At 68.2% G+C, this 23,857-nt stretch carries 24 protein-coding genes; 8 read left to right on the top strand and 16 right to left on the bottom strand.

Annotated features, from left to right (window positions below; translation table 11 throughout):
• Position 1: 1 nt before the first annotated feature.
• The 3 genes from OK349_RS18855 to OK349_RS18845 are packed head-to-tail and all read right to left on the bottom strand — an operon-like array spanning position 2 to position 3,126.
• Positions 2 to 1,150 carry a lipase family protein gene (locus OK349_RS18855; RefSeq protein ID WP_265119462.1) on the bottom strand — a complete coding sequence of 383 codons (1,149 nt, stop codon included), beginning with the start codon at positions 1,148 to 1,150 and terminating at the stop codon, positions 2 to 4.
• Between the two features lie 44 nt (positions 1,151 to 1,194).
• Positions 1,195 to 1,740, bottom strand: coding sequence for a pseudouridine synthase (locus OK349_RS18850; protein WP_265119461.1), 546 nt, complete (start codon positions 1,738 to 1,740; stop codon positions 1,195 to 1,197).
• A 3-nt stretch (positions 1,741 to 1,743) separates the two neighbouring features.
• A complete protein-coding gene (locus OK349_RS18845; RefSeq protein ID WP_265119460.1) occupies positions 1,744 to 3,126 on the bottom strand; it encodes a helix-turn-helix domain-containing protein in 1,383 nt (460 codons plus the stop codon).
• Between the two features lie 190 nt (positions 3,127 to 3,316).
• Between OK349_RS18845 and OK349_RS18840 the strand changes: the two genes are divergently transcribed.
• Positions 3,317 to 3,475: a hypothetical protein gene (locus OK349_RS18840; RefSeq protein ID WP_164513740.1), complete on the top strand. Its 159-nt coding sequence runs from the start codon at positions 3,317 to 3,319 to the stop codon at positions 3,473 to 3,475.
• Between the two features lie 56 nt (positions 3,476 to 3,531).
• On the opposite strand, the gene OK349_RS18835 is transcribed toward OK349_RS18840, so the two are convergent.
• The 3 genes from OK349_RS18835 to OK349_RS18825 are packed head-to-tail and all read right to left on the bottom strand — an operon-like array spanning position 3,532 to position 5,643.
• A complete protein-coding gene (locus OK349_RS18835) occupies positions 3,532 to 3,918 on the bottom strand; it encodes a type II toxin-antitoxin system death-on-curing family toxin (RefSeq protein ID WP_265119459.1) in 387 nt (128 codons plus the stop codon).
• Positions 3,919 to 3,924: 6 nt separating this feature from the next.
• Positions 3,925 to 4,152: an AbrB/MazE/SpoVT family DNA-binding domain-containing protein gene (locus tag OK349_RS18830; protein ID WP_265119458.1), complete on the bottom strand. Its 228-nt coding sequence runs from the start codon at positions 4,150 to 4,152 to the stop codon at positions 3,925 to 3,927.
• A gap of 45 nt (positions 4,153 to 4,197) precedes the next feature.
• Positions 4,198 to 5,643 (bottom strand): MFS transporter, encoded by a 1,446-nt coding sequence (locus tag OK349_RS18825; RefSeq protein WP_265119457.1) that lies wholly within the window; start codon positions 5,641 to 5,643, stop codon positions 4,198 to 4,200.
• A 168-nt stretch (positions 5,644 to 5,811) separates the two neighbouring features.
• Between OK349_RS18825 and OK349_RS18820 the strand changes: the two genes are divergently transcribed.
• Together OK349_RS18820 and OK349_RS18815 are read left to right on the top strand one after the other, a co-directional pair.
• Entirely contained in the window at positions 5,812 to 6,957 is a 1,146-nt protein-coding gene (locus tag OK349_RS18820) for an acyl-CoA dehydrogenase family protein (protein WP_265119456.1), read from the top strand.
• 17 nt (positions 6,958 to 6,974) lie between these two features.
• A complete protein-coding gene (locus tag OK349_RS18815; protein ID WP_265119455.1) occupies positions 6,975 to 7,763 on the top strand; it encodes an SDR family oxidoreductase in 789 nt (262 codons plus the stop codon).
• Here the strand turns inward: OK349_RS18815 and OK349_RS18810 are convergent.
• The 4 genes from OK349_RS18810 to OK349_RS18795 all read right to left on the bottom strand — a co-directional run bounded on the left by OK349_RS18810 (position 7,760) and on the right by OK349_RS18795 (position 10,597).
• Complete coding sequence (locus OK349_RS18810; protein WP_265119454.1) at positions 7,760 to 8,086, bottom strand: UrcA family protein; 327 nt, start codon at positions 8,084 to 8,086, stop codon at positions 7,760 to 7,762. The genes OK349_RS18815 and OK349_RS18810 overlap by 4 nt on opposite strands.
• A 99-nt stretch (positions 8,087 to 8,185) precedes the next feature.
• Positions 8,186 to 9,730, bottom strand: a complete 1,545-nt coding sequence (locus OK349_RS18805) for a M56 family metallopeptidase (protein ID WP_265119453.1) — start codon at positions 9,728 to 9,730, stop codon at positions 8,186 to 8,188.
• A complete protein-coding gene (locus OK349_RS18800) occupies positions 9,727 to 10,101 on the bottom strand; it encodes a BlaI/MecI/CopY family transcriptional regulator (RefSeq protein WP_265119452.1) in 375 nt (124 codons plus the stop codon). Before OK349_RS18800 ends, OK349_RS18805 begins: the two co-directional genes overlap by 4 nt.
• Positions 10,102 to 10,159: 58 nt before the next feature.
• On the bottom strand, positions 10,160 to 10,597 hold the full coding sequence (locus tag OK349_RS18795) for a helix-turn-helix domain-containing protein (RefSeq protein WP_265119451.1): 438 nt from the start codon (positions 10,595 to 10,597) through the stop codon (positions 10,160 to 10,162).
• Between the two features lie 74 nt (positions 10,598 to 10,671).
• On the opposite strand from OK349_RS18795, the gene OK349_RS18790 reads away from it, so the two are divergent.
• Entirely contained in the window at positions 10,672 to 11,517 is an 846-nt protein-coding gene (locus tag OK349_RS18790; RefSeq protein ID WP_265119450.1) for a class I SAM-dependent methyltransferase, read from the top strand.
• A 10-nt stretch (positions 11,518 to 11,527) separates the two neighbouring features.
• Here the strand turns inward: OK349_RS18790 and OK349_RS18785 are convergent, their stop codons facing one another.
• Entirely contained in the window at positions 11,528 to 13,786 is a 2,259-nt protein-coding gene (locus tag OK349_RS18785) for an NADP-dependent malic enzyme (RefSeq protein ID WP_265119449.1), read from the bottom strand.
• Between the two features lie 187 nt (positions 13,787 to 13,973).
• Here OK349_RS18785 and OK349_RS18780 point away from each other — a divergent pair, with 187 nt between their 5' ends.
• The 3 genes from OK349_RS18780 (at position 13,974) to OK349_RS18770 (ending at position 17,617) form a co-directional block, all read left to right on the top strand.
• Positions 13,974 to 14,651: a hypothetical protein gene (locus OK349_RS18780; RefSeq protein ID WP_265119448.1), complete on the top strand. Its 678-nt coding sequence runs from the start codon at positions 13,974 to 13,976 to the stop codon at positions 14,649 to 14,651.
• Between the two features lie 234 nt (positions 14,652 to 14,885).
• Complete coding sequence (gene mutS / locus OK349_RS18775) at positions 14,886 to 17,459, top strand: DNA mismatch repair protein MutS (protein WP_265119576.1); 2,574 nt, start codon at positions 14,886 to 14,888, stop codon at positions 17,457 to 17,459.
• A complete protein-coding gene (locus tag OK349_RS18770) occupies positions 17,459 to 17,617 on the top strand; it encodes a hypothetical protein (protein WP_265119447.1) in 159 nt (52 codons plus the stop codon). The genes mutS and OK349_RS18770 overlap by 1 nt, the downstream gene beginning before the upstream one ends.
• Positions 17,618 to 18,093: 476 nt before the next feature.
• Here OK349_RS18770 and OK349_RS18765 read toward each other — a convergent pair whose 3' ends face one another.
• From OK349_RS18765 to OK349_RS18750, 4 genes are all read right to left on the bottom strand, one after another.
• On the bottom strand, positions 18,094 to 18,684 hold the full coding sequence (locus OK349_RS18765) for an NADPH-dependent FMN reductase (RefSeq protein ID WP_265119446.1): 591 nt from the start codon (positions 18,682 to 18,684) through the stop codon (positions 18,094 to 18,096).
• Positions 18,685 to 19,102: 418 nt separating this feature from the next.
• Positions 19,103 to 19,621 carry a hypothetical protein gene (locus OK349_RS18760; RefSeq protein ID WP_265119445.1) on the bottom strand — a complete coding sequence of 173 codons (519 nt, stop codon included), beginning with the start codon at positions 19,619 to 19,621 and terminating at the stop codon, positions 19,103 to 19,105.
• Between the two features lie 49 nt (positions 19,622 to 19,670).
• On the bottom strand, positions 19,671 to 21,860 hold the full coding sequence (gene uvrB / locus OK349_RS18755; protein WP_265119444.1) for an excinuclease ABC subunit UvrB: 2,190 nt from the start codon (positions 21,858 to 21,860) through the stop codon (positions 19,671 to 19,673).
• A 148-nt stretch (positions 21,861 to 22,008) separates the two neighbouring features.
• The gene (locus OK349_RS18750; protein WP_265119443.1) at positions 22,009 to 22,554 is read right to left on the bottom strand and encodes a DNA/RNA non-specific endonuclease; all 546 of its coding nucleotides are present in this window, start codon (positions 22,552 to 22,554) and stop codon (positions 22,009 to 22,011) included.
• Positions 22,555 to 22,735: 181 nt separating this feature from the next.
• Between OK349_RS18750 and OK349_RS18745 the strand changes: the two genes are divergently transcribed.
• On the top strand, positions 22,736 to 23,302 hold the full coding sequence (locus OK349_RS18745) for a DUF3617 domain-containing protein (protein WP_265119442.1): 567 nt from the start codon (positions 22,736 to 22,738) through the stop codon (positions 23,300 to 23,302).
• Positions 23,303 to 23,304: 2 nt separating this feature from the next.
• Here OK349_RS18745 and OK349_RS18740 read toward each other — a convergent pair whose 3' ends face one another.
• Positions 23,305 to 23,769 (bottom strand): hypothetical protein, encoded by a 465-nt coding sequence (locus OK349_RS18740; RefSeq protein ID WP_265119441.1) that lies wholly within the window; start codon positions 23,767 to 23,769, stop codon positions 23,305 to 23,307.
• Positions 23,770 to 23,857 lie beyond the last annotated feature (88 nt).

Here is a 23,857-nt window from a genome sequence, read left to right as displayed (position 1 = left end):
CCTAGAAATCCCGGCAGTTGCTCGGCGCTGGCCGTCCGGCGAAGCGCGCGTCGATCCAGTCGAGCGCCGCGGTCGCTTCGGTCCGCGCGACTGTGGCGTGCTCGCCGCCCTGGATCGACTGGAAGCGCACCGTCTTGCCTTGTCTGCAGGCGCGCTGCGCGAAATCGCGCACCACTGCGGGTGCCACGATCACGTCGCCGGTGCCGGTCGCGATGAAGGCCGGGACCGGAATCGCGGCGGGCGACGGGCTGTTCTCGCGCATCAGCCGGCCCCATGGCTGCTTCTTGCTGAGGTCGAGGTTACGGATCGCCCGCTGCGCGACGGCGATGCCGATGATCGTGCCGAGCTTGGGTTTGGCATTGAACTGAACGCAGTTGTTGTCGGCCAGCCGGGTCATCACATTCTGCACCGAGCGCGAGCCCAGGTCCGACATCGGCGCGCCATAGTGACGCGACCAGCTCGTCGCGGTGTAGGCGGTGAGCATCGCCCGCACGCGCAAATCGCTGCCCTCGGCGAAGTTGCGGGCAAGATCGGTCGGCGGGACGATCGCGACGATCCCGGTGAGCTGAAGGTCGGGGGCATAATTCGACCAGATCTGGCCGGTCCACAGCGCGGCATGCCCGCCCTGCGATTCACCCCACACCGCGAAGCGCGTCCCGGCATTGGCTTGCGGGATGCCGCGCGCCGATCGCACCGCGTCGAGCGCCGAGCGGCCCTCGCTCTGTCCGACCAGCGCGGGGTGCACGCCTTCCGAGCCCAGTCCCGGATAATCGGGCGCGACCACGGTGTAGCCGCGCCGGATCGCGTCCTGCAGCCCGGGGATGACGGTGAAGTTGCCGTCGCCGATCGACGGCGCGCAACGGTCCGAGATGCCGACCAGGCCGTGCGTCCAGGCAATGACCCGGCGCGGCGGATCTCCCCGGCGGCCGTCGGGCGCGATCACCATGCCGGTCACCTGGATCGGCTGGTTGCGGTCGCTCGTCGTCCAATAGGTCACGCGCCACGCGCGCATGCCTGCGGGCGCAGTGCTCACCGGCTGGGCGGAAATCAGCGTTCCAGGACGCGGCGCGCGCTGCGCCGACCCGATGCCCGGCACGACCAACAATGCCGCCGCCGATACGTGCGTCAGGATACCGAACCTACCACGCATGCCGCCCCTCCTGTCAGATTTCGCGAGCGAAACGGTCAGAAGCCCTAGTCGGTTCCGCGCCACGTCCCCGGCGCCAGCCCGTCGAGCGTCCACTCCCCCACCCGCCAGCGCACCAGCCGCAATGTCGGATGCCCCACCGCCGCGGTCATCCGCCGCACCTGGCGGTTGCGCCCCTCGCGCAGCGTCAGCGCGATCCAGCAGTCGGGCACGCTCTTGCGGAAGCGCACCGGCGGATCGCGCGGCCATAGCTCGGGCGGATCGATCCGCTCGGCCTGCGCCGGCCGCGTCATCCCGTCGTTGAGCTTCACCCCGCGCCGCAACGCCTCCAGCGCCGCCGCATCGGGCTCGCCCTCGACCTGCACCCAATAGGTCTTGTCGAGCTTGAAGCGCGGGTCGGCGATCCGCGCCTGCAGCCGCCCGTCATCGGTCAGCAACACCAGCCCCTCGCTGTCGCGGTCGAGCCGTCCGGCCGGATACACCCCTGGCACATCGATGAAATCCGACAGCGTCGCGCGTGGCGTCTCCGCGCCCTTGTCGGTGAACTGGCACAGCACATCATAGGGCTTGTTGAACAGGATCAGCCGGGCCACGCGCTAGTCCCCCGCGAACCCAAACGGCGACACCCCCGCCTCGCGCTCATTGACCAGCATCGCCCGGCCCACCGGCGCCGCACTGCGCTGCGGACATTCCCGCATGCACGCCCGGCACCCCAGCCCCACCGGGGTCGCCTCGCCGCCGAAGTCGAGCCCGCGCGCCGCCGCTAGCCCCTTGGCCGCCTCAGCTGCGAGCCCCAACGTCACCACGAACCGCGCCTTGACCGCCCCGGCCCAGCCGCCCGGCGGCGACACGCAGCGCGAGCTCGTGAACCAGCGCGACCCATCCTCCAGCTCGACCAGCTGCACCACCCGCTCGTCGGCGCGCTGGAACGCGGCATAGGCGTCGAGCAACGGGCACGGTACCAGCGATTCCACCAACGGCGATCCGCTCGCCCCGGCGAAGCGCTTCGACACCTGCCCCGCCCGGTCGATGCGCAGCATGAAGAAGGGCAGCCCGCGCGCGCCGACCCGCTGCAGCGTGGTCAGCCGATGCGCGACCTGCTCCGCGCTCGCCCCGAAGCGGCGGCGGAGCAGCTCGAGGTCGTATCCGGTCGCCTCGCACGCGCGCAGAAACCGCGCATAGGGCATCATCACCGCCGCTGCGAAATAGCTTACCAGGTGCCGGCGATAGAGCCGCTCGGCCACGCGGTCGGCGAATCCCGCGCCGCGCACCAGCGCATCGATCTCCGCCCGCGCCTCGACCGCCAGCTGCCGCGCCAGCGCGAACACCCGGCTCGGCGGATCGAGCGCCTCGCTCAACTGCAACTGCCGCGCATGCAGGTCGAGCCGCGTACGCAGCCCGGAGAGCACCTCGATCGGCAGCACCCGGATCGACAGCTGGTGCTTGACCCGCAGCCGCTCGGCCATCGCCCCGAAGCCGTCGCTCGATGCGATGCGCAGCTCGTCGGCCAGCGCCTCGGCCGCGGCGTCGAGGTCGGCGAAATGGTTGCGCCAGCGCTCGACCTCGCGCCGCACCGCCGCGCCGGGATCCTCGCCCTCGCCCGGCAGCGCCACACCGCCGCCCGCGCCGCGGTCATAGGCGCGCGCAAACGCCTCCGCCCCGCCCGGCGCGCCCGCCAGCCATTCGGTCAGCTCGGTGCGGTCGATCTCGATATCGGCGAACAGCGGATCGGCCAGCCGCCGCCGCATCGCCTCCTCGCCCCCGCCCGGCTCGCCCGCCGCCAGCGCGCGCGGATCGAAGTCGAAGGTCTGCGCGAGGCCCAGCAGAAGCGTCGCCGACAGCGGCCGCTGGTTGCGTTCGACCAGGTTGAGATAGCTCGCCGAGACCCCCAGCATCTCGGCCATCGCCGCCTGCGTCAGCCCCTGCGCGCGCCGCAATCGCCGCACCGCATGCCCCGCGAACAGCTTGCGCTCCGCCATTTTCCTACACGCCCCGTTCTTGCTATGTTCGACGCATGATGCCAACGAACCAATCTGTCAATTATTTACAATGTTTCGGAATAGCTGTCGCGTGTCAACCACAGCGTGACCGCGTTTGAGACCCATCTAGTCTGTCAAGCTTGTCAATCACGAGTCACACAGGATGCACGAACTTTACAGGAGTGTACCGATGAAGACCCCCGAACCCGCCAGCGCCCGCCCGGTCTTCTCGACCGCCGATTTCGCGCTGCTCAAGGAAGCCGTCGCGGATTACACGCGCAAGATCGCCGACGATCCGCGCTCGGTCCAGTTCGCGAACCTCTACCATCGCCTCGGCCGCCTCGGCTGACGCCAATAGTCCTGGGGAGGACGATGCCCGCCGGGGAAACCCGGCGGGCATTTGCGTCATTGGGGATTATGATGATCGCGAAGCCAGACCGCGAATGCGTCCTCGGTCATCTCGCCCGCCGCCAATGCGAGCATGGTGCGGATCGCATCCGCCTTGTCGAAGGCGATCGGGATGTCGTTCAGTCGAAGGAACAGGCGCCCCAACACCCATACCGTGCGCTTGTTACCGTCCGCGAACGGGTGGTTGCGGGCAACGCCATAGGCATATGCGGCAGCCAGCACGAATGGATCGTCCTCGCCATAGGCCAGCTTGTTCAGGGGCCGCGCCAACGCGGATTCGAGCAGCCCGGCATCCTTGACGCCGGCCAGTCCGCCATGCTCGGCGAGCTGGCGGTCATGGATCGCCATCGCGATCTCCGCATCGAGGAATCTGTACTCGGCCACAAAAGCTCAGCGAGCCAGAACAGCCAGAATATCGCGGTCCTCGCGCATGATCTCTTCCGCCGCCGCCATCGCCGCGGCAAAATCGGCATTATGCGCCGAGAGCGTGAACCCGCTCGGAGATTCCGAAAGGAACACCTCATCCCCCTGCCCCACCCGCAGGCGCGCGAGCACCTCCTTGGGCAGGATGACTCCGGTGGAATTCCCGATCTTGATGAGCTTCAGCGGCTTGTTCATACGAATGTTATAACGCGATTTGCGTCATTCGTCCAAGCCAATCCGTCATCCAGCCGCGCCGGCGCCCGCCGCGATCCGCGCGTCATGCTCGGCCTTGCCGAACGGGAAGCGCGAATAGAACCACGCCGCACCCCAGGCGAGCGCGAGGTAGCAGAGCGTGAAGATGATCGTCAGCCGGTCCACCGTCGCCTCGGGCACCTGCCCCGGCGTCGCCCCATCGGGGAAGCCCGCGATCCACAGGACCAGCCCGGCGAGCCCGATGCCGATCCCGCTGGTGCATTTCTGAACGAAGAAGGATCCGGCGAAGAACACCCCTTCGGACCGCCGCCCGGTCTGGGCTTCGGACTGCTCCACCACGTCGGCCATCATCGAGGCGCCGAGCATGAAGACCGAGACGCTGCACGCGGTGTTGACGGCATAGATGCTGAACAGCACCGGCAGCATCGCCGGGTCGCCCGGCGCGGGGAACATGCCCGCGAGCCGCAGCCAATAGGGCAGCCCGAGCAGCACCGGCGCCGCGATCATGAACATCGCCGCCGCCTTGCGCTTGCCCAGGCGCACGGCGACCCGCGGCGCGATGAAGAACGCCGCGAGCACCCCGGCGAACAGCACCCCGCCCAGCGCCATGAAGGCCGAGGTCGGGAACAGCCACACGAAGGTGTAGAGATAGTTGGACAGCGCGAACCCGATACCCTGCGCCGAATAGGCGCACAGCCCGGCGAGCATCAGCACCGCGAAGGCGCGGTTGCGCACCGTCTCGACCAGCTCGCGGAACGCCTGCCCGACCGTCGTCTTCTCGATCGCGGGGCGCGGCAGCCGCGCAATCTCATGGTGCGTGCCCAGCGCCGAGATCAGGATCGCCCCCGCCATCGCCGCCGCGCCCACCGCTGCAAACAACCCATAGCCCTCGCGGTTGAGCAGTCCGTTGGGCTGCCCCTCCCCCGGCACCAGGAACAGCGTATAGGCCGCGACCAGCATCGCCAGCCCGCCGGCCCAGCCGAACAGGTAGCGATACGCCATGATCCGCGTCCGCTCATTGTAATCGGCGGTCAGCTCCGGCGTCAGCGCGACCGAGGGCACCTCATAGGCCGACACCGCGGTGCGCACGATCACTGCGGTCGCGAACACCCAGCCGAGCATCGCCGCGTTCGGCAGCTCCGGCGGGTTCCACAGCAGCAGCCAGCCGACCGCGATCGGGATCGCCGATGCGTACATCCACGGGTGCCGCCGTCCCCAGCGGCTGCGCGTGCGGTCCGATGCGGCGCCGATCGCCGGGTCGATCATCGCGTCGAGGATCAACGCGGCCATGATCGCCGCCCCCACCTGCACCGCGGGCAGCCCGATCACTTGGTTGTAGAACAGCAGCAGGAAGGTCTGGAATCCGGCGTCCTTGACGCCATAGGCGACCGCCCCGAAGCCATAGGCGAGCATCGACTGCTTGCCGATCCGCCGCGCCTGCGGGGTCGCCGCGCCTTGCGCCATGCCGCTCATCGATTGCTCTCCCCCGCTGCCGGTTCGCATCGTGCACGCCGTATTTTGCGGTTTCGGGTCAGCATATGGCGGCCCGCCGCTGCGTCAATCCGTCGATTTTCAAAATCAGGGTATGTTGCGAACCCGCGTCCACCCGCTATAGCTGCGCCATATTCAGGGGAGGATCGCATGGCGCTCGACGCCGAAACCTTCGACGCTTTGATCGATACGGTACGCCGCTTCGTGACCGAGCGCCTGCGCCCGCTCGAGGCCGAGGTGGAGGCCGCCGACGCGATCCCCGAGCATATCGTCGAGGAGATGAAGGCGCTCGGCCTGTTCGGCCTGTCGATCGCGGAGGACTATGGCGGGCTTGGCCTGACGATGCTCGAGGAGTGCCGCGTGGCGATCGAGATGGGGCGCACCACCCCCGCCTTCCGCTCGACCTTCGGCACCAATGTCGGCATCGGGTCGCAGGGCCTGGTCATGGCCGGCACCCCCGAGCAGAAGGCGGCCTGGCTCCCGCGCATCGCCAGCGGCGAGATCATCACCAGCTTTGCGCTAACCGAGCCCGACGTCGGATCGGACAGCGGCGCGGTGAAGGCCCGCGCGGTGAAGGATGGCGACGTCTACCGCCTCTCGGGCACCAAGCGCTTCATCACCAATGCCGACAAGGCGCAGCTGTTCACCGTGATGGCCCGCACCGGCGACGAACCCGGCGCGCGCGGCGTCTCCGCCTTCCTCGTTCCCCGCGACCTGCCGGGCGTGTCGATCGGCGAGCCCGAGAAGAAGATGGGGCAGAGGGGCGCCAAGGTCGCCGACGTGATCTTCGACGACGTCCCCGTCCCCGCCGCCAACCGGCTCGGCGAAGAGGGCGAAGGCTTCAAGATCGCGATGCGCGTGCTCGATCGCGGCCGGCTCCATATCAGCGCGGTCAGCGTCGGCGTCGCCGAGCGCCTCATCGCCGATTGCGTCGCCTACGCATCCGAACGCAAGCAGTTCGGCAAGCCGATCGCCGAGCACCAGCTGATCCAGGCGATGCTCGCCGACAGCAAGACCGAAAGCCTCGCCGCCCGCGCGCTCGTCCTCGAGACCGCCACGGCCAAAGACGCCGGCAAGGACGTCGTCATGGAGAGCGCCGCCGCCAAGCTGTTCGCGACCGAGATGGTCGGCCGCGTCGCCGATCGCGCGGTGCAGATCTTCGGCGGCGCGGGCTATATCGCCGACTACGGAATCGAGCGGCTCTATCGCGACGTCCGCCTGTTCCGCATCTACGAAGGCACCAGCCAGATCCAGCAACTCATCATCGCCCGCGAGACGCTCAAGCGCGGCGGCTGAAGACACGGGAGAGAGACATGGACACCAGCAACTTCTTCAGCCTCGCGGGCCGCACCGCGCTCGTCACCGGCGGCAGCCGCGGCATCGGCAAGATGATCGCCGCCGGCTTCATCGCGCAGGGCGCCAAGGTCTATATCTCCTCGCGCAAGGCCCCGGCGTGCGAAGAGACCGCCGCCGAGCTCGGCCCGAACTGCATCCCGCTCCCGATGGATGTCTCGACGGTCGAGGGCTGCAAGGCGCTCGCCGCCGAGCTCGCCACCCGCGAGGACCATCTCGACATCCTCGTCAACAATGCCGGCGCCGCCTGGGGCGTGGCGTTCGAGGAATTCCCCGAGAGCGGCTGGGACAAGGTCATGGACTTGAACGTCAAGTCACCCTTCTTCCTGACGCAGGCGCTGCACGGCCTGCTCAAGGCGCGCGCCAGCTTCGACGCGCCGTCGAAGGTGATCAACATCACCTCGATCGATGGGCTGCGGCTCAATCCGTGGGAGACGTACAGCTACCACGCGTCCAAGGCCGCGTTGATCTACCTGACCAAGCGCATGGCCGCGCGGCTGATCCGCGACGGCATCATCGTCACCAGCCTCGCCCCCGGCGCCTTCGCCAGCGAGATGAACAAGGCCGCGCGCGACCATGGCGACGAAGTGGCCAAGCGCATCCCGATGCGCCGCATCGGCACGCCCGAGGACATGGCCGGCGCCGCGATCTTCCTCGCCAGCCGCGCCTCGGACTATGTCGTCGGCGACACGCTGGTGGTCGACGGCGGGCTGGTCAACGCCGCGCTGGGGAGCAGCATCGACGCCTAGAGCCGCCGCCCCTTCACCCCAGCCTCGTGCCGCGCGAGGAAATAGGCGCGGCGGATCTCGGGCCGCATCTCGCCGATGATCCAGGAGCGCAGCATGTCGGTGCAGTAATAGGGGTCGGCGCGCGAGGCATGCGGCGTCATCTCGGCGCCATATACCGCGCAATAGCTCCGCGCCGCGCCGGCCACGCGCTGGCGCAGCATCGCCCGCCCCTCGCGGCTGTCGAGGCTGAGGTCGCCATAAGCCACTCGCGCGGTCACCGCCTCGGCTCGCCCGTCGACGCAGCCAATGAGCAGCAGGGCCGGGATCAGGATCATCAGTCGCATCGTCGCTCTCCCTTTCGAAGTCGCCGGACAAGCCGGTCCCGTGGCGCGGAACCCGCGCTTTTTTGACGGTCTTGATGAAGTCCCTGGGCTAGCGGGCGATCAGCCGCCCCGCCCTCTCAATGCGCGCGCCCGCGCGTCGAATTCGTCCGCGGTGGCGCGCATTTGCTGGACCCGGCCGCGAATCTCCGCGCGCTTCGCCGCGGTCACACCAGGCAATTCCGCGGTCAGCTCGACGTCCCTCGCGCCTTTTCGCATCTCGACGGCCGCTTGGCTGATCTCGTCGGCGGCGTGCTTCGCCCATTGGGGAGTCTCCTCCGCCACGGGTGCTGGCGGCGGGACGCGGGCTGCGGTGATCGTCACGCTGTCCGCGGTTCGCACCACCTCCGCACCACCCTGCCCGACGATGCGCATCTCTTGCTGCACGGGCTGCGGTGCGCTCACCACCTGGGGTTGGGGAACTGCCACTTGCACCGGCGTGGAGATCGATCCCGGCAACACGCGCACCGGACCGCGATCGGACGCGCCCGGCGGGGTGACCGCTTGGGGCGCCACCACAGGTGCGGTCGTCACCTCGCTGTCCGCAACGCCGGCCGCCACCGGGCGTCCGGCCGTGGGCGTGCGGGCCGGAGACGTAACCGCGGGACGCGATACGGGTGCGGCCTGAGCTGGCGAAACCGCGCCGCTTGGCGCAGCAGCAGGCATCGCCGGCACCAGCCTGGCGGCCGCCAGCGGCGGCGCGGAGAGCGCCACACAAACGAGCGACGCCACGGGAACGATACGGCTCCCGCGCCGCTGCCGGTGCATCGCGATGTGCGCGATCCGCTCGGCCAGTGCGTTGGGCCACAGCGCCATGCCGGTCGCCGCAGTACGCGTCGTCCGCGCCGCGGCGAAGGTCAGCAGCGCCTCGGCATAGTCGGCGCGCTCGATCCCGCGCACCGCGGCTTCGTCCGCGGCGGTCTCGCCACGGCGGGCGAGCACCCGGCCGAGCAGCCACACCAGCGGGTTGAACCAGAACAGCGCAACCGCGATCCGCGCCGCGACCAGCATCGGCCAGTCGAACCGGCGGATATGCGCCGCCTCGTGCGCCAGCACCGCATCGGCCTGGCCCGTCCGCTCGAGCGTCGCCGGGTCGATCAGGATCCACGCCGGCAGGATGCCCCAACTGATCGGTGTCACGACGTCGGGCGAGACCAGCAGCCGCACCGGCCGCCGCAGGCGCGCCGTGGCCCGCCCAAGCGCAGCATGCCACTCGGGGCCAGCGACCGGGGTGCCGTGCCGCGTCCACCGCATCAGGATCACGAGTCCCATCGCCAGATGCAGCACCACCGCACCGGCACCCGCCGCATAGAACAGCCCGGCAAGGTCGATTTCGCTCTGCGGCGGCAAGGCAACGGCCGGCGCGGCGCTCACCGCAACGGCCCGCGCCGCTTCGGCCGGCGCTTCCGGTGCCGGAAGCCAGGCCAGGTCGAGCGGCGGCAGCAGCAATACCGCAGCGGGCAACGCCAGCAGCAACAGGACCGCCATGCGCAGCACGAACACGCGCTCCGCCGCCGGCCTCCCGCGCAGCATCCGGTCGGCGAGCAGCGCGGCTCCCGCGATCAGCGTCGATTTCCAGCCGAGTTCAATCAGCAATGGCAGCATCATTCCGCCTCCCTGCGCGCCTGGTCGATCACACGTTGCAACGCTTCGATCTCGTCGGGCTTGAGCCGCGGCTGCATGCCGAGCAGCGCCGTGGCGGCGCTTGCCGCGGAGCCCTGGAAGAAAGTCTGCACCAGCTTCTGCAGCGCAGTCTCCGCCACCGCTTCGGTGCGCGGGGCGGGCGAATAGACATAGGCCTGGTTGACCGCCTTGTGCGCGACCAGTCCCTTGGCGACCAGCCGGGCGAGCAAGGTGCGCACCGCCGAATCCGACGGCGCATCGCTCATCGCGTTGCGCACCGCCGCAGCGGTCGCTTCCTCCAGCCCGCACAGGATCTCGAACACCTCGCGCTCGCGGCGCGGCAACGACTCGATCATCTCGGCCTCCTGCTACGTTTGTAGCATGTTACAAATGTAGCAGCAACCGGTTACATGATCACGATCGAGCGAGGCGCGGGACCGCTCGCGCCCGCCGCGCCAGCACGCCGCTCGCCGCAGCACGGACGATGCGCTGGAAGGTCGGGCACTCCATATGGCTGGGCGCCGGGCACGCCGCCGCGTGCCGCAGCCCGTCGCGCATCGCACTCAGCCGCCGGATCAGCGTGTCGAGCTCGTCCGCCTTGGCGCGCAGCATGCCGCGGTCGATCACCGCCATGCCGCGCGCGTCGAACATCGCGGCGATCTCATCGAGCGAGAATCCGGCCTGCCGCCCCAGCGCGATCAGCGCCAGCCGCTCGATTATCCCCGGCTCGAACACGCGCTTGAGCCCGCGCCGCCCGATCGAGGCGATCAGCCCCCGCTCCTCATAATAGCGCAGCGTCGAGGCCGGGATTCCGGAGCGCTGCGCCACGGTGGTAATATCGAGCGCACCCATGGGCTTGACCTCAAGTCGACTTGAAGTGGCACGGTGCCGTTCCAGCACCCCCGAATCAAGCGAAAGGACGATCGATGACAGAGACGAAGATCGAGGCGATGGATCAGGCCCAATTGTGGAACGGCCCGGCGGGCGATGCCTGGACGGCGCTACAACCGCAGCTCGACGAGTTGTACGCGCCGTTCGAGGCGCTGCTCGTCAGCGCCGTGCGCTGGCACCAGCCCGCTCGTGTGCTCGACATCGGCTGCGGCACCGGCGCGACCACGCTCGCCATCGCGCGCGAGCTGGCCGGGCGCGGAAGCTGCACCGGCGCCGACCTGTCGCAGATCATGATCGACCGCGCCCGCGAACGCGCCGCCGCCGAGCCCGCGGGCGTCGAGGCGCGTTTCGTCCGCGGCGACGCCTCGCGGATCGATGCCGCGACACCTTTCGACATGGCAGTCTCGCGCTTCGGCGTGATGTTCTTCGACGACCCGGCCGCAGCCTTCGCCCGCCTGCACGGCGCGATGTCGCCCGGCGCGCCGCTGGCCGCGATCGCCTGGCGCGCGCCGGCCGAGAACGCGTTCATGACCGCAGCCGAGCGCGCCGCCGCGCCGCTGCTGCCGCCGCTCCCGCCGATGGCGCCCGGCGCGCCCGGCCAGTTCGCCTTCGCCGACGCCGACCACGTCCGCGCGATCCTCGGCGACAGCGACTGGCAGGGTATCGAGCTCAATCCCGTGGACGTCGAATGCACGATGCCCGAAAGCGACCTGCTCCCCTACCTCTCGCATCTCGGCCGGATCGGCATCTTCCTGCGCCAGTTCGATGCGGACACGCGCAATCGCGTGCTCGCCACGGTCCGCGCCGCGTTCGAGCCCTTCGTCGACGGCAACACCGTCCGCTTCACCGCCGCCTGCTGGATGATCGAAGCGAAAGCCTGAACGCTAGGACCTAGCGCGCGATCCCGCCCGCGGCGAGCACCGCCAGCGTCACCAGCTCGCTCGCCGTGCTCGTCATCGGCGCGACCTGCACCGGCTTCTCCATCCCCACCAGCATCGGCCCGATCATCGAATCCCCGCCCAGCTCGCGCAGCAGCTTCGCCGAGATATGCGCCGACTGGAGCCCCGGCATGATCAGAATGTTCGCCGGCCCCGAAAGCCGCGCGAACGGATAGTTCGCCAGCTGGCGCGGGTTGAGCGCGACGTCGGGCGCCATCTCGCCCTCATACTCGAAGCTCACCTTGCGCGCGTCGAGCACCTTCACCGCTTCGCGGATATTCTCGAGGAACGCGCCCTTGGGATTGCCGAAGTTGGAATAGCTCAGGAACGCGACGCGCGGCTCGTGGCCCATGCGCCGCGCGACCTGCGCGGTCTCCTCGGCGATGTCGGCCAGCTCCTCGGCATCGGGGCGCTCGTTCACCGTGGTGTCGGCGATGAACACGGTGTGGCTCTGCCCGACCATGATGTGCACGCCGAACGCGGTCTTGCCATCGGCGACGTCGATCACGCGCCGCACCTCGCGCAGGCTCTGCGCATAGGTGCGCGTGATGCCGGTGATCATCGCATCGCCCTCGCCCAGCTGGAGCAGCAGCGAGCCGAAGATGTTGCGATCCTGGTTGACCATCCGCTCGCAGTCGCGGCGCAGATAGCCGCGGCGCTGCAGCCGCGCGTAGAGGAAGTCGACCATCGCCGGCACCAGCGGCGAGTGGCGGCTGTTGTGCAGCTCGAAGCTCTCGGGATCGGTCACCCCCAGCGCCTTGAGCCGGTCGACCACATCGTCGCGCCCGACCAGCACCGGCGTGCCATAGCCGCCCTCGCGGAACGCGATCGCCGCGCGCAGCACCACTTCCTCCTCGCCCTCGGCGAAGATCACGCGCTTGGGATGCGCACGCGCGCCCTCATAGGCGAGCGTCAGCACCGAGGTGGTCGGGTTGAGGCGCCCACGCAGCGTGTGGCGATAAGCCGCCATGTCGAGGATCGGCTTGGTCGCCACCCCCGAATCCATCGCCGCCTTGGCCACCGCCGCGGGGACGTTCTCCATCAGCCGCGGGTCGAACGGCGCCGGGATGATATAGTCGGGGCCGAAGCTGTGCGCGCGGCCATAGGCCAGCGCTACTTCCTCGGGCACCTGCTCGCGCGCCAGCTCGGCGATCGCCTGCGCCGCGGCGATCTTCATCTCCTCGTTGATCCCCGTCGCGCGCACGTCGAGCGCGCCGCGGAAGATGAACGGGAAGCCGAGCACGTTGTTGACCTGGTTGGGATAGTCCGAGCGCCCGGTCGCGACGATCGCGTCGGGGCGCACGTTCTTGGCCAGCTCGGGGCGGATCTCGGGCTCGGGATTGGCCATCGCGAAGATGATCGGCGCGGGCGCCATGTCCTTGACCATCTCGGGCTTGAGCGCCCCCGCCGCCGACAGGCCGAGGAACACGTCGGCCCCCACCAGCGCCTCGGTCAGCGTGGTGCGGTCGGTGGCGACGGCGTGCGCCGACTGCCACTGATTGACGCCCTCGCGGTCGGGCGTGATCACGCCCTTGCGGTCGCACATCAGCACATGGTCGTGCCGCACGCCCAGCGCCTTGATCAGCTCGGTGCAGGCGATCGCCGCCGCGCCCGCGCCGTTCACCACCACCTTGATCTCGCTCAGCCGGCGGCCGGTGAGCAGGCAGGCGTTGATCAGCCCGGCCGCGGTGATGATCGCGGTGCCGTGCTGGTCGTCATGGAAGACCGGGATGTTCATCCGCTCGCGCAGCGTCTGCTCGATGATGAAGCATTCGGGCGCCTTGATGTCCTCGAGGTTGATCCCGCCGAAGCTCGGCTCGAGCAGCTCGACGCAGTTGATGAAGGCGTCGACATCCTCGGTCTTCACTTCGAGATCGATCGAATCGACATCGGCGAAGCGCTTGAACAGCACCGCCTTGCCTTCCATCACCGGCTTGGAGGCGAGCGCGCCGAGATTGCCCATGCCCAGGATCGCGGTGCCGTTGGAGATCACCGCGACCAGATTGCCCTTGGCGGTATAGTCGTAGGCGGTGGCGGGATCGTCGGCGATCGCCTGCACCGGCACCGCGACGCCGGGCGAATAGGCCAGCGCCAGGTCGCGCTGCGTGGTCAGCGGCTTGGAGGCGATGATCTCGATCTTGCCGGGCCGGCCTTCCGAGTGGAACAGCAGCGCCTCGCGCTCGGAGAACTGGACATTGGCTTCTTCTGACATTCTTCTCTCCCGGTTCCGCTCCCTTTAGGCACCGCTCCGCGGCACCGCAATCTGGCGCTTTGCAAGGGATTGGCGGCAATGCCGTTACGGCACGCACGATCACCGCCGTCATTCTGTGCGAAAATCCGCACAAGTTGCGCGTATCGGCGCGATTGTCGGCACCCGGCGCCTTCGCTATCCAGCTGAAATGACCTCGCCACAGCCTGAGCAGGACCGGATCGCCCAACTCGAAGCGAAGGTCGCCGAGCTTTCCACACGCGACGGCGGGGTCGGCTCACGGCTGACCAGGCTGCTGAAGCTGATGCCCTGGCTGATGGCGAGCCATTTCCTGATCGGCGCGCCCGCTTTGCTCATCTCGCTCGGCGTCGCCTACGCCACCTTCGTCCAGGCCGAGGCGACCAAGAAGATGCAGCAGGCCGATGCCTGGCCGTTCGTCTCCTACGGTACCAGCAATGTGAACGAGAAGGGCGAGCGGGTGATCTCGCTCGTGCTGTCCAACAACGGCGTCGGCCCTGCGCTGCTCGGTCCGATCGAGATCAGCTATCAGGGGAAACCGGTGCGCGATCCGCGCGACCTGCTGCTCAAATGCTGCGGGCCGGATGGACTGCGCGGGCTCAGCCTTTCCACCTCGCCTTCGTCCGATATCGTTGCCCGCCCCGGCGAGTCGATCAACTTCATGCAGATCGTCGAAACGCCCGAAAACAAGGCGGTGTGGGATCGGTTCGAGAAGGAGCGGTGGAAGCTGCAGGTCCGCTCCTGCTACTGCTCGATCTTCGACGAATGCTGGACGATCGAGGGCGCGCAGTCCAAGCCAAAGGCGGTGGCGCAATGCCCGGCGGACTGGGTGCGGTTCCGCGAGCGCTGATCCATCCATTCTTCCAAAGTCCCGTCATGCTGAACTTGTTTCAGCATCCATGGTGCCACCAGCGGCTGCGTCGCCTGGGGAGAAATGGACCCTGAAACAAGTTCAGGGTGACGGAAGTGGAGGATAGGGCGTCCGCAACCGACACCCTTCCACAATTTTACGCCGCCCAGCCCCTTGCCGCCCGCGCGTGAAACCCTATCGAGAGCCGTGATGGCCGACGCCGCCCCCACTCCGATGATGGCGCAGTACCACGCCCTGAAGGCGGAGGCGGACGACTGCCTGCTCTTCTATCGCATGGGCGATTTCTACGAGCTGTTCTTCGACGATGCCAAGCTCGCCAGCGGCGTGCTCGATATCGCGCTGACGGCACGCGGCGAGCATGGCGGCGAGCGCATCCCGATGTGCGGCGTGCCCGCGCATGCGATGGACGGCTATCTCGCGCGGCTGATCAAGGCGGGGCACCGTGTCGCGATCGCCGACCAGATCGAGACGCCCGAGCAGGCCAAGAAGCGCGGCGGCTCCAAGGCGCTGGTCGCGCGCGCGATCATCCGCGTCGTCACCGCAGGAACGCTGACCGAGGAAACCTTGCTCGACAGCCGCAGCGCCAACTGGTGCGCCGCGGTCGGCGAGGCCGCGGGCGAGACCGCGATCGCCGCCGCCGACATCTCGACCGGCCGCTTCGAGATCCTCGAATGCGCTGCCGACGCCGTGGGCGCCGCACTCGCCCGGCTCAACGCGGCCGAAGTGATCGCCGCCGAGGGCAGCGACAGCTTCGACGCAACCAGCTTCCGCCCCCGCGCCGAGTTCGACAGCAGCCGGGGCGAGGCGCGCCTCAAGCAGCTCTACGGGGTCGCCACGCTCGACGGTTTCGGCCAGCTCGGCCGCGCCGCTTTGTCCGCCGCGGGCGGGCTCGTCGCCTATCTCGAGCACACCGCCAAGGGGTCGCTTCCCTTCCTCCGCCCGCCGCGCGTCACCCGCTCCGACGCGTGCATGGCGATCGACGCGGCAACGCGCGAGAGCCTCGAACTCACGCAGAGCCAGGCGGGCACGCGCAAGGGCAGCCTGCTTGACGCAATCGACCGCACCGTCACCGGCGCCGGGGCGCGCCTGCTCGGCGCCGATATCGCTGCGCCGCTGATGGACCGCGCGGCGATCGAGGCGCGGCTCGACCTCGTCCAGCGCTTCCATGACGAGCCCGGCCTGCGCGAGGATCTCCGCGCCTCGCTCCGCGCGCTCCCCGATATCGGCCGCGCGATCGGCCGCCTCGCCGCGGGCCGCGGCTCCCCGCGCGATCTCGGCCAGCTGCGCGACGGGCTCGACGGCGCGTGGCGGCTCGGCGAGCAGCTCGGCAAGCTCAACGATCCGCCCGCGCTGCTGGAAACCCTCGCGCCCGACCTGCGCGGCCATGGCGCCCTCATCGACCTGCTCCAGCGCGCGCTCGTCCCCGCCCCGCCGATCGACGCCGCGAACGGCGGCTATATCGCCGAGGGCTATGACGCCGCGCTCGATGATCTGCGCGACGCAGGCGCGGGCGGCCGCCGCGCCATCGCCGCGCTCGAGGCCGATTTCAAACAGCGCACCGGCATCGCCGCACTCAAGATCAAGCACAACGGCGTGCTCGGCTATCATATCGAAGTCGCCGCCAAGCATGCCGACGAGCTGATGCGCCCCGACAGCGGCTTCACCCATCGCCAGACGCTGGCGGGCGTCGTCCGCTTCAACGCGCCCGAGCTGCACGAGATCGCGGTCAAGGTGACCCAGGCCGGCGCCCACGCCCTCGCCGCCGAGGCCGCGCATCTCGAGGACTTGACCGCCGCCGCGCTCGACCGGCGCGAGGCCATCGCCGCCACCGCCGACGCCCTCGCCCGGCTCGACGTCGCGAGCGCGCTCGCCGAGCGCGCGGCCGAGGGCGGCTGGACTCGCCCCGCGCTGGTCGACCACGCCTGTTTCGAGGTGGAGGGCGGCCGCCATCCCGTGGTCGAGGCCGCGCTGGGCCGCAGCGGCGAGCGCTTCGTCGCCAACGACTGCGTGCTGTCCGAGAGCGACCGGCTGTGGCTCGTCACCGGCCCCAACATGGGCGGCAAGTCGACCTTCCTGCGCCAGAACGCGCTGATCGCCGTCCTCGCCCAGGCCGGCGCCTATGTCCCCGCGGTTCGCGCGAAGCTCGGCCTCGTCGACCGCCTGTTCAGCCGCGTCGGCGCGTCGGACAATCTCGCGCGCGGCCGCTCGACCTTCATGGTCGAGATGGTCGAGACCGCCGCGATCCTGGCGCAGGCGACCGCGCGCAGCTTCGTGATCCTCGACGAGGTCGGGCGCGGCACCTCGACCTATGACGGCCTCGCCATCGCCTGGGCGGTGGTCGAGGCGATCCACGAGGACAATCGCTGCCGCTGCCTGTTCGCAACGCATTATCACGAGCTGACCCGCCTCGCCGAGCGCTGCGATGCGCTGTCGCTCCACCACGTCCGCGCGCGCGAGTGGAAGGGCGACCTCGTCCTGCTCCACGAGGTGACCGAGGGCCCGGCCGACCGCAGCTACGGCCTCGCCGTCGCCCGCCTTGCCGGCCTACCCCCCGTCACCATCTCGCGCGCCAAAGCGGTGCTTGCCAAGCTCGAAGCCGGGCGCGAGAAGACCGGCGGGATCGCCGCCGGGCTCGACGACCTGCCGCTGTTCGCCGCGGCGGCCGAGCAGGAAGAAGAAGCCGTCGACGCGCTGCGCGCCGAGCTCGCCGGACTCGACATCGACAGCCTGACTCCGCGTGAGGCGCTCGACACGCTATATCGGCTCAAGGGATTGATGGACGGCTGATGCGCGAATCCGGTTTTGTCGGCCTGCTGCAGGTCATTTTCGGTTGCGTCCGCGACGGCTTCGGCGCGCGTCGCGCCTGGGCGTTCATACTCGTCGTCGCCTTGCTCTTCGCCATCCCCGTCGCGCTGGTCGCCCTGCTTGTGACGCTGCTCGTCTAGCGCGGGCGGATCGGCATTCGAGTTTCCGGGCGTCGCTGGTTTTTCCCACCATCACCGCTTCCATCCCGTCACCCCGGCCCTGTGCCGGGGCCCACCGGGAGGCAAGCGCTGGAAAAGAGGCTCAAGCTCAGCTGGGCGGCTCGGTGGACCCCGGCACAGGGCCGGGGTGACGAAAAACCTGAACGTCCATCCGCCAGCCCGTTCTGCTTTGGAACTCGCCTTCGTCTCAAAGCCATGGAAGGGCATCGCACGACCCGCCGCCTTGCGCGTCGCAATATTCGACATTCCTTCACCGCAAAGGTGAAAACTCCCAAAGCCGAAAACCAAACATCGGCATCGACTTGTTCTCCATCCCCACCTTGCCACGCCCTCCTCGCCGTCACCTGACAGGGGCGACAACCCGCGCATTTCCGCGCTTCTTCGTGCGTTCCACGTGAAACCCATTTGGTTATAAATGACGGACAGCGCGGTCCAATTCAGAACGGCGGCGCCACCCGCGCACGATGCGCCTTCGCCGCCTCGACCCACCACAGCAAGTCGTCCGCGAACCGCTCGAACCCGCGCTCCAGCGCCGCGCCGCTCTCGCTCTGCGGCACATCGTCGGCGTCGAGCGTCTGGCCGATCTGCGCGACGGTCAGCGTCGAGGGTACGACCACCATCCCCATCTCGGTCAGCGTCGGGTGCCACATCGAATTGCTCCGAGCCCCGCCCAGCCGCCCGCCCGAATAGCTCGCGATCGCCGCGGGCCGCCAGAACCATTCATGGAAGAAGTGATCGGTCAGGTTCTTGAGCCCCGGCTGCATGCCCCAATTATATTCGCCCGCGACGAACACGAACCCGTCCGCCGCGCGCAGCTTGCCCGCCAGATCCTCGATCACCGCCGGCGCCTCGCCCGGCGCATAATCCATGTAGCGCCTGTCGAGCATCGGCAGCCCGACCTCCCTGGCGTCGATCAGCTCGACGTCGCACCCGCGCCCGGCCAGCCGCGCGGTCAGCCAGCGCGCCAGCCGGATCCCCATCCGCGCCTCGCGATACGAGCCGTAGAAGACAAGAATCCTGTGCGACATGACGATATCCTCACCGCGCTCCGACAGCGCTCAAAATGAAAGAGGCCACCGGGGCCATCTCTGGCACCCGGTGACCTCCGACATGGTCAGCGGCCGGAAGCTCCAGCCCGGGAGACCATGCGGGCCGCTTGTCCGCTGCTGGCGCCGTTGGTTGGGGGAGGATACCCCCCGTGCGCCGTGCCGGTGGAGGGCTTCCACCGGGTGCAGTTGGACTTAGCGGCGCGTCTCCCGAACGAACTGAACCGACCCCATTGCTGAACCATGAGACATCGGATCACCTCCTTTCGCTTGTTAAGACGTTGCGCCCGGCCTGGGCACGACTCACTTTTGAATCATCCTGAATCGCAGAACAAGTCTTGTATTGCATTGCGAAATCGGCGATTCATGGAGGTCTGGGCGTCGCGGATCGGGCCGCGCCTCAGCCCCGGCAATCCTCAGCGACGCGCAGCACCTCGGCCCAGGCCGGCACCACCAGCGGCGGCAGCGGCGCGGTCTCGACGATGAAGCGCCCGCGGCTGTAACCCATCGCATCGACCAGCGGATCGCTGGCGGGCAGCGACGCCGATGCGCCGTCGGTGGTGCCGCCCGCCGTCAGGCTGCGAGCGGTCGAGCTCGTCCGTACCGTCATCGTGCCACTCGCGGCCCCCCGCCGGGTCAGCTGCAATTGGCGCGCCGAACGGTCGCAGCGCAGCGTGAACGCCGGATCGCCCTCCCGCCCGAACAGCGCGACCGAGCCGCGCGAATCCTGGCGATAGCTCCACCCTCCCGGCGCCAGCGGCCAGTCGCGCCAGTCGCTGCTCGCGGCAGGCGGCGGAGGGGCAGGAGCCGGTGCGGGCGCCGGAACCGGTGCCGGCGGAGCGGGCCGCGGCGGGGGGGCCGAAGGCGCTACGCAACCAGCGAGGATGGCGAGCGAAGCGAAAGCAAGGATTACACGCATGCCGAGCCTTATGGGCGAAGGATTCCGGCGGCTCAACCGCGTGTTCCGGTCAACGCCGTCCTCCACTCCATTTGCGCTGTACCTTGCCGAACCTTCCCTTGCGCGTCCCCGGCTTGCCCTCGTTGCTGCGGCCCATCACCGGCGCGCGGCGCTGCTCGTGGGGGAGGCCCAGCTCTTCAGCCTCCAGAGATCTAATCTCATCGCGCAGGCGTCCGGCCTCTTCGAATTCGAGGTTGGCGGCGGCGTCGCGCATCTTCTTCTCGAGCTCCTCGATGTACGCGCGCAGGTTGTGCCCGACCATGTGTGCCGGACCATCCTCGATCTCGACCGTCACCTGATCCTTGCTCGCGACATGCGCGATGATGTCGCCGATGTTGCGCTTGATCGTGGTCGGCGTGATGCCGTGCTCGATATTGTATGCGGTCTGCTTCTCACGCCGCCGGCTGGTCTCGTTGAGCGCGCGCTCCATGCTGCCGGTGATGCGGTCGGCATAGAGGATCACGCGGCCCTCCACGTTGCGCGCCGCGCGGCCGATCGTCTGGATCAGCGAAGTCTCCGAACGCAGAAAGCCCTCTTTGTCCGCGTCGAGGATCGCGACCAGCCCGCACTCAGGGATATCAAGGCCTTCGCGCAGCAAGTTGATCCCGATCAGCACGTCGTACACGCCGAGCCGCAGGTCGCGGATCAGCTCGATACGCTCGAGCGTCTCGACGTCCGAATGCATGTAGCGGACCTTGATCCCCGCCTCGTGCATATATTCGGTCAAGTCCTCTGCCATGCGCTTGGTCAGCGTGGTGACGAGCGTGCGATAGCCCATCTCGGCGGTCTTGCGGCATTCGACGATCAGGTCCTGCACCTGCTCCTCGACCGGCTTGATCTCGACCGGCGGGTCGATCAGGCCGGTGGGGCGGATCACCTGCTCGCTGAACACGCCGCCGGTCTGCTCCATCTCCCACCCGCCCGGCGTCGCCGAGACGCAGACGGTCTGCGGGCGCATCGCATCCCATTCGTTGAAACGCAGCGGGCGGTTGTCGATGCAGCTCGGCAGGCGGAAGCCGTATTCGGCGAGCGTGATCTTGCGTCGGTGGTCGCCCCGCGCCATCGCGCCGATCTGCGGCACGGTCTGGTGGCTCTCGTCGACGAACAGCAGCGCGTTCTCGGGCAGATATTCGAACAAGGTCGGCGGCGGCTCGCCGGGCAGGCGTCCGGTGAGGAAGCGGCTGTAATTCTCGATCCCCGCGCAACTGCCGGTCGCGGCGATCATCTCGAGGTCGAAATGGGTGCGCTGTTCGAGCCGCTGATGCTCGATCAGCTTGCCCTCGGCCTGCAGCTCCTTGAGCCGCTCGGCGAGCTCATGCTTGATCGCCTCCATCGCCTGCTTGAGCGTCGGCCCCGGCGTGACGTGGTGCGAATTGGCGTAGACGCGGATGTAATCGAGGTTCGCGACCTTGGCCCCGGTCAGGGGGTCGAACTCGGTGATCTCCTCGATATCGTCGCCGAAGAAGCTGATCCGCCAAGCGGTATCCTCATAGTGCGACGGGAAGATCTCCAGGCTGTCGCCGCGCACCCGGAAATTGCCGCGGGCGAAGGCGGCGTCGTTGCGCTTGTACTGAAGCGCGACGAGCTTGCGGATGATCTCGCGCTGGTCGGCGACCTGACCTTTTTTGAGGTCGAAGATCATCGCCGAATAGGTCTCGACCGAACCGATGCCGTAGAGGCACGAGACCGAGGCGACGATGATGACGTCGTCGCGCTCGAGCAGCGAGCGGGTCGCGGAGTGGCGCATCCGGTCGATCGCCTCGTTCACCGAGCTTTCCTTCTCGATGTAGGTGTCCGACCGCGGCACATAGGCTTCGGGCTGGTAATAGTCGTAATAGCTGACGAAATACTCGACCGCGTTCTCCGGGAAGAAGCTCTTGAACTCGCCATAGAGCTGCGCGGCGAGGATCTTGTTGGGCGCGAGGATCAGCGCGGGGCGCTGCAGCGCCTCGATCACCTTGGCCATGGTGAAGGTCTTGCCCGATCCGGTGACGCCGAGCAGCACCTGGTCGCGCTCGCCCGCCAGCGCCGCCTCGGTCAGCTCGGCGATCGCAGTCGGCTGGTCGCCCGAGGGCGTATATTCGCTGACCAGCTTGAACGCCTTGCCGCCCTCGCTCTTCTCGGGGCGATTGGGGCGGTGCGGGACGAAGCCGGGACCGGTCTCAGGCTCGGCAAGGCTGGTGCGGATCTGGATGGCCATGGCGGGAATATGGGGCCTTCAGGCTGCGAGGCAATCGGGGTTGGTTGACGGGTCGGTTGACAAAGCTGACGGAAATGAGGGGTTCTTCACGGCCCGTCAGCCTTTCCACTCGTGCATCCCTTCCATAGGCGGATAGACGACCTGCTTGTCACCGATAAGGGCGCTTGGAAGTGCCGCGATAGAACAGCTTGATGCTGCCAAAAACCTTTCGCCCTGCAAGCAGGTCTTTATCCCACTCTTGCTCCATGGCACGATAGGCGCCGCGGTTGAAATTTGCGTCCTGAGCGAAGTGATTGAAGCTGTCGAGGGGACCGTTAAACCGAGCAGCCCAAAGATGGCCGCCATCGTCAGTCGGCCGACGATCCGCCCCACCCGCACGCGCCTGATTGCGCCCGGATCGCTGTGGTTTCGACGTTCTGGATAGATAGCCATCGCTATATCGCGTTCGATCGATGATATCGATATGATAGCTATAGCCATTCGCCTTCAGCCGCCTCCAATTAGTGTCGAGAATCTGGCTCTGCAGCGATGGCGGATTCGCCGGGTCTGGCGGCAGCCGCCCACCATGCGTCCACATATAGTAGTCGAGCGCCAGGAACTTGTTCTTGGCCTCACGCCCAGCATCCAGGAATCGCTGGTGCGGCAGTTTGATCTGCTGCCCGATCCGAAGGGGTTGTCGCTGTAGATTTGCCATGCCCCGCTCCCGCGGATCATATAGCAAAATATTTTGGAACATATCAAGAACAAATGACCGAGCGCACAAGAATGAATACGGCAAAAATATGGCACACATCGCCACATTCTTGACAAAATCTGTTCCGCATGCGTTATGCGCAACGGGCCGTGCCCGATGCGTAACGAAACAGGAGCCATTTATGTCCCGTTTTACTCCGCTGATGCTGCTTTCACCTCTCGCCCTCGCCGCGTGCGGCGGATCCGAGCCCGCCGTGAAGGCGGAGAATGCGTCGATCGATCAGGTCGCCAAGGCCACCCAGGATGCCGTGAAGATGGAGCCCGGCCAGTGGCAGACCCAGATCAAGTTCGTCTCGGTCGACGTGCCCGGCATGCCCAAGGCGCAGGCCGACATGATGGGCCAGCAGATGGCGAAGATGTCGGAGCAGACCGCCGAGACCTGTGTCACGCCCGAGATGGTCAGCAAGCCGCCCAGCGAGATGTTCGGCGGCAAGGCCGGCAACGGCTGCACCTATGAGAAGTTCGAGCTGGCCGGCGGCAAGGTGGACGCGGTGATGACCTGCAAGCCGCAGACCGGCGGCGAGATGAAGGCGACCACCACCGGCACGCTCAGCAGCACCTCCTACGAGCTCGCCAGCGACACGACGATGTCGGGCATGCCGGGGATGCCCGGCAATGGCGGCATGACGATGAAGACCCAGATCATCGGCAAGCGCATCGGCGACTGCCCGGCCGCGACGAAGGGCTGAGATCAGCGCGCCGGGCGATAGGCCACGCGCCACATCGCCACGGCGATCCCGGCCGCGACCAGCGCGATCAGCGCGCTGGTCGCGGCCGCGCTGAGCCAGCGGAACAGCGCGGTGCGGGCGTCGCTAGGTGGCGCGTCGAGCAGGCCGAAACCATAGGTCTGGCCGGCGACGAACACGATCATCGCCAGCCCGGCGCCAAGCGCCGCGGCGTGCCACGCCTGTCGCCGGCCGAGAAGATGAAGCACGAACCACAACGGCGCGGCCACGGTGGCGATCCCCAGCGTCACGAACAATGCGCCAAGCGCCCAGGCTGCGAGCAAGGATGCGGGATCGGATTGCCCGCCGGCGAGGACGAGCAGGAGGACCAGGACTCCGCCGAGCCCGCCGCCCGTCGCGAACGCGAAGCCGGCGCGGTCGAGCGTCGTTTCATAATGGCGCGGCGGCGCACGCATCGCGGTATCGTCCACGAATCCCCTCCCCAGGAGGCGCGCTGCATATCACCGGCGCGCGGCGGTGCTCAAGCGGAACCCGGTATCCCCAGTAACCGCTTGCACC

Source organism: Sphingomonas sp. BT-65 (genome assembly GCF_026107375.2).
Lineage (GTDB): Bacteria > Pseudomonadota > Alphaproteobacteria > Sphingomonadales > Sphingomonadaceae > Sphingomonas.
The sequence above is the reverse complement of the archived record's forward strand: the minus strand, read 5'-3'. Positions and strand labels throughout refer to the sequence as shown.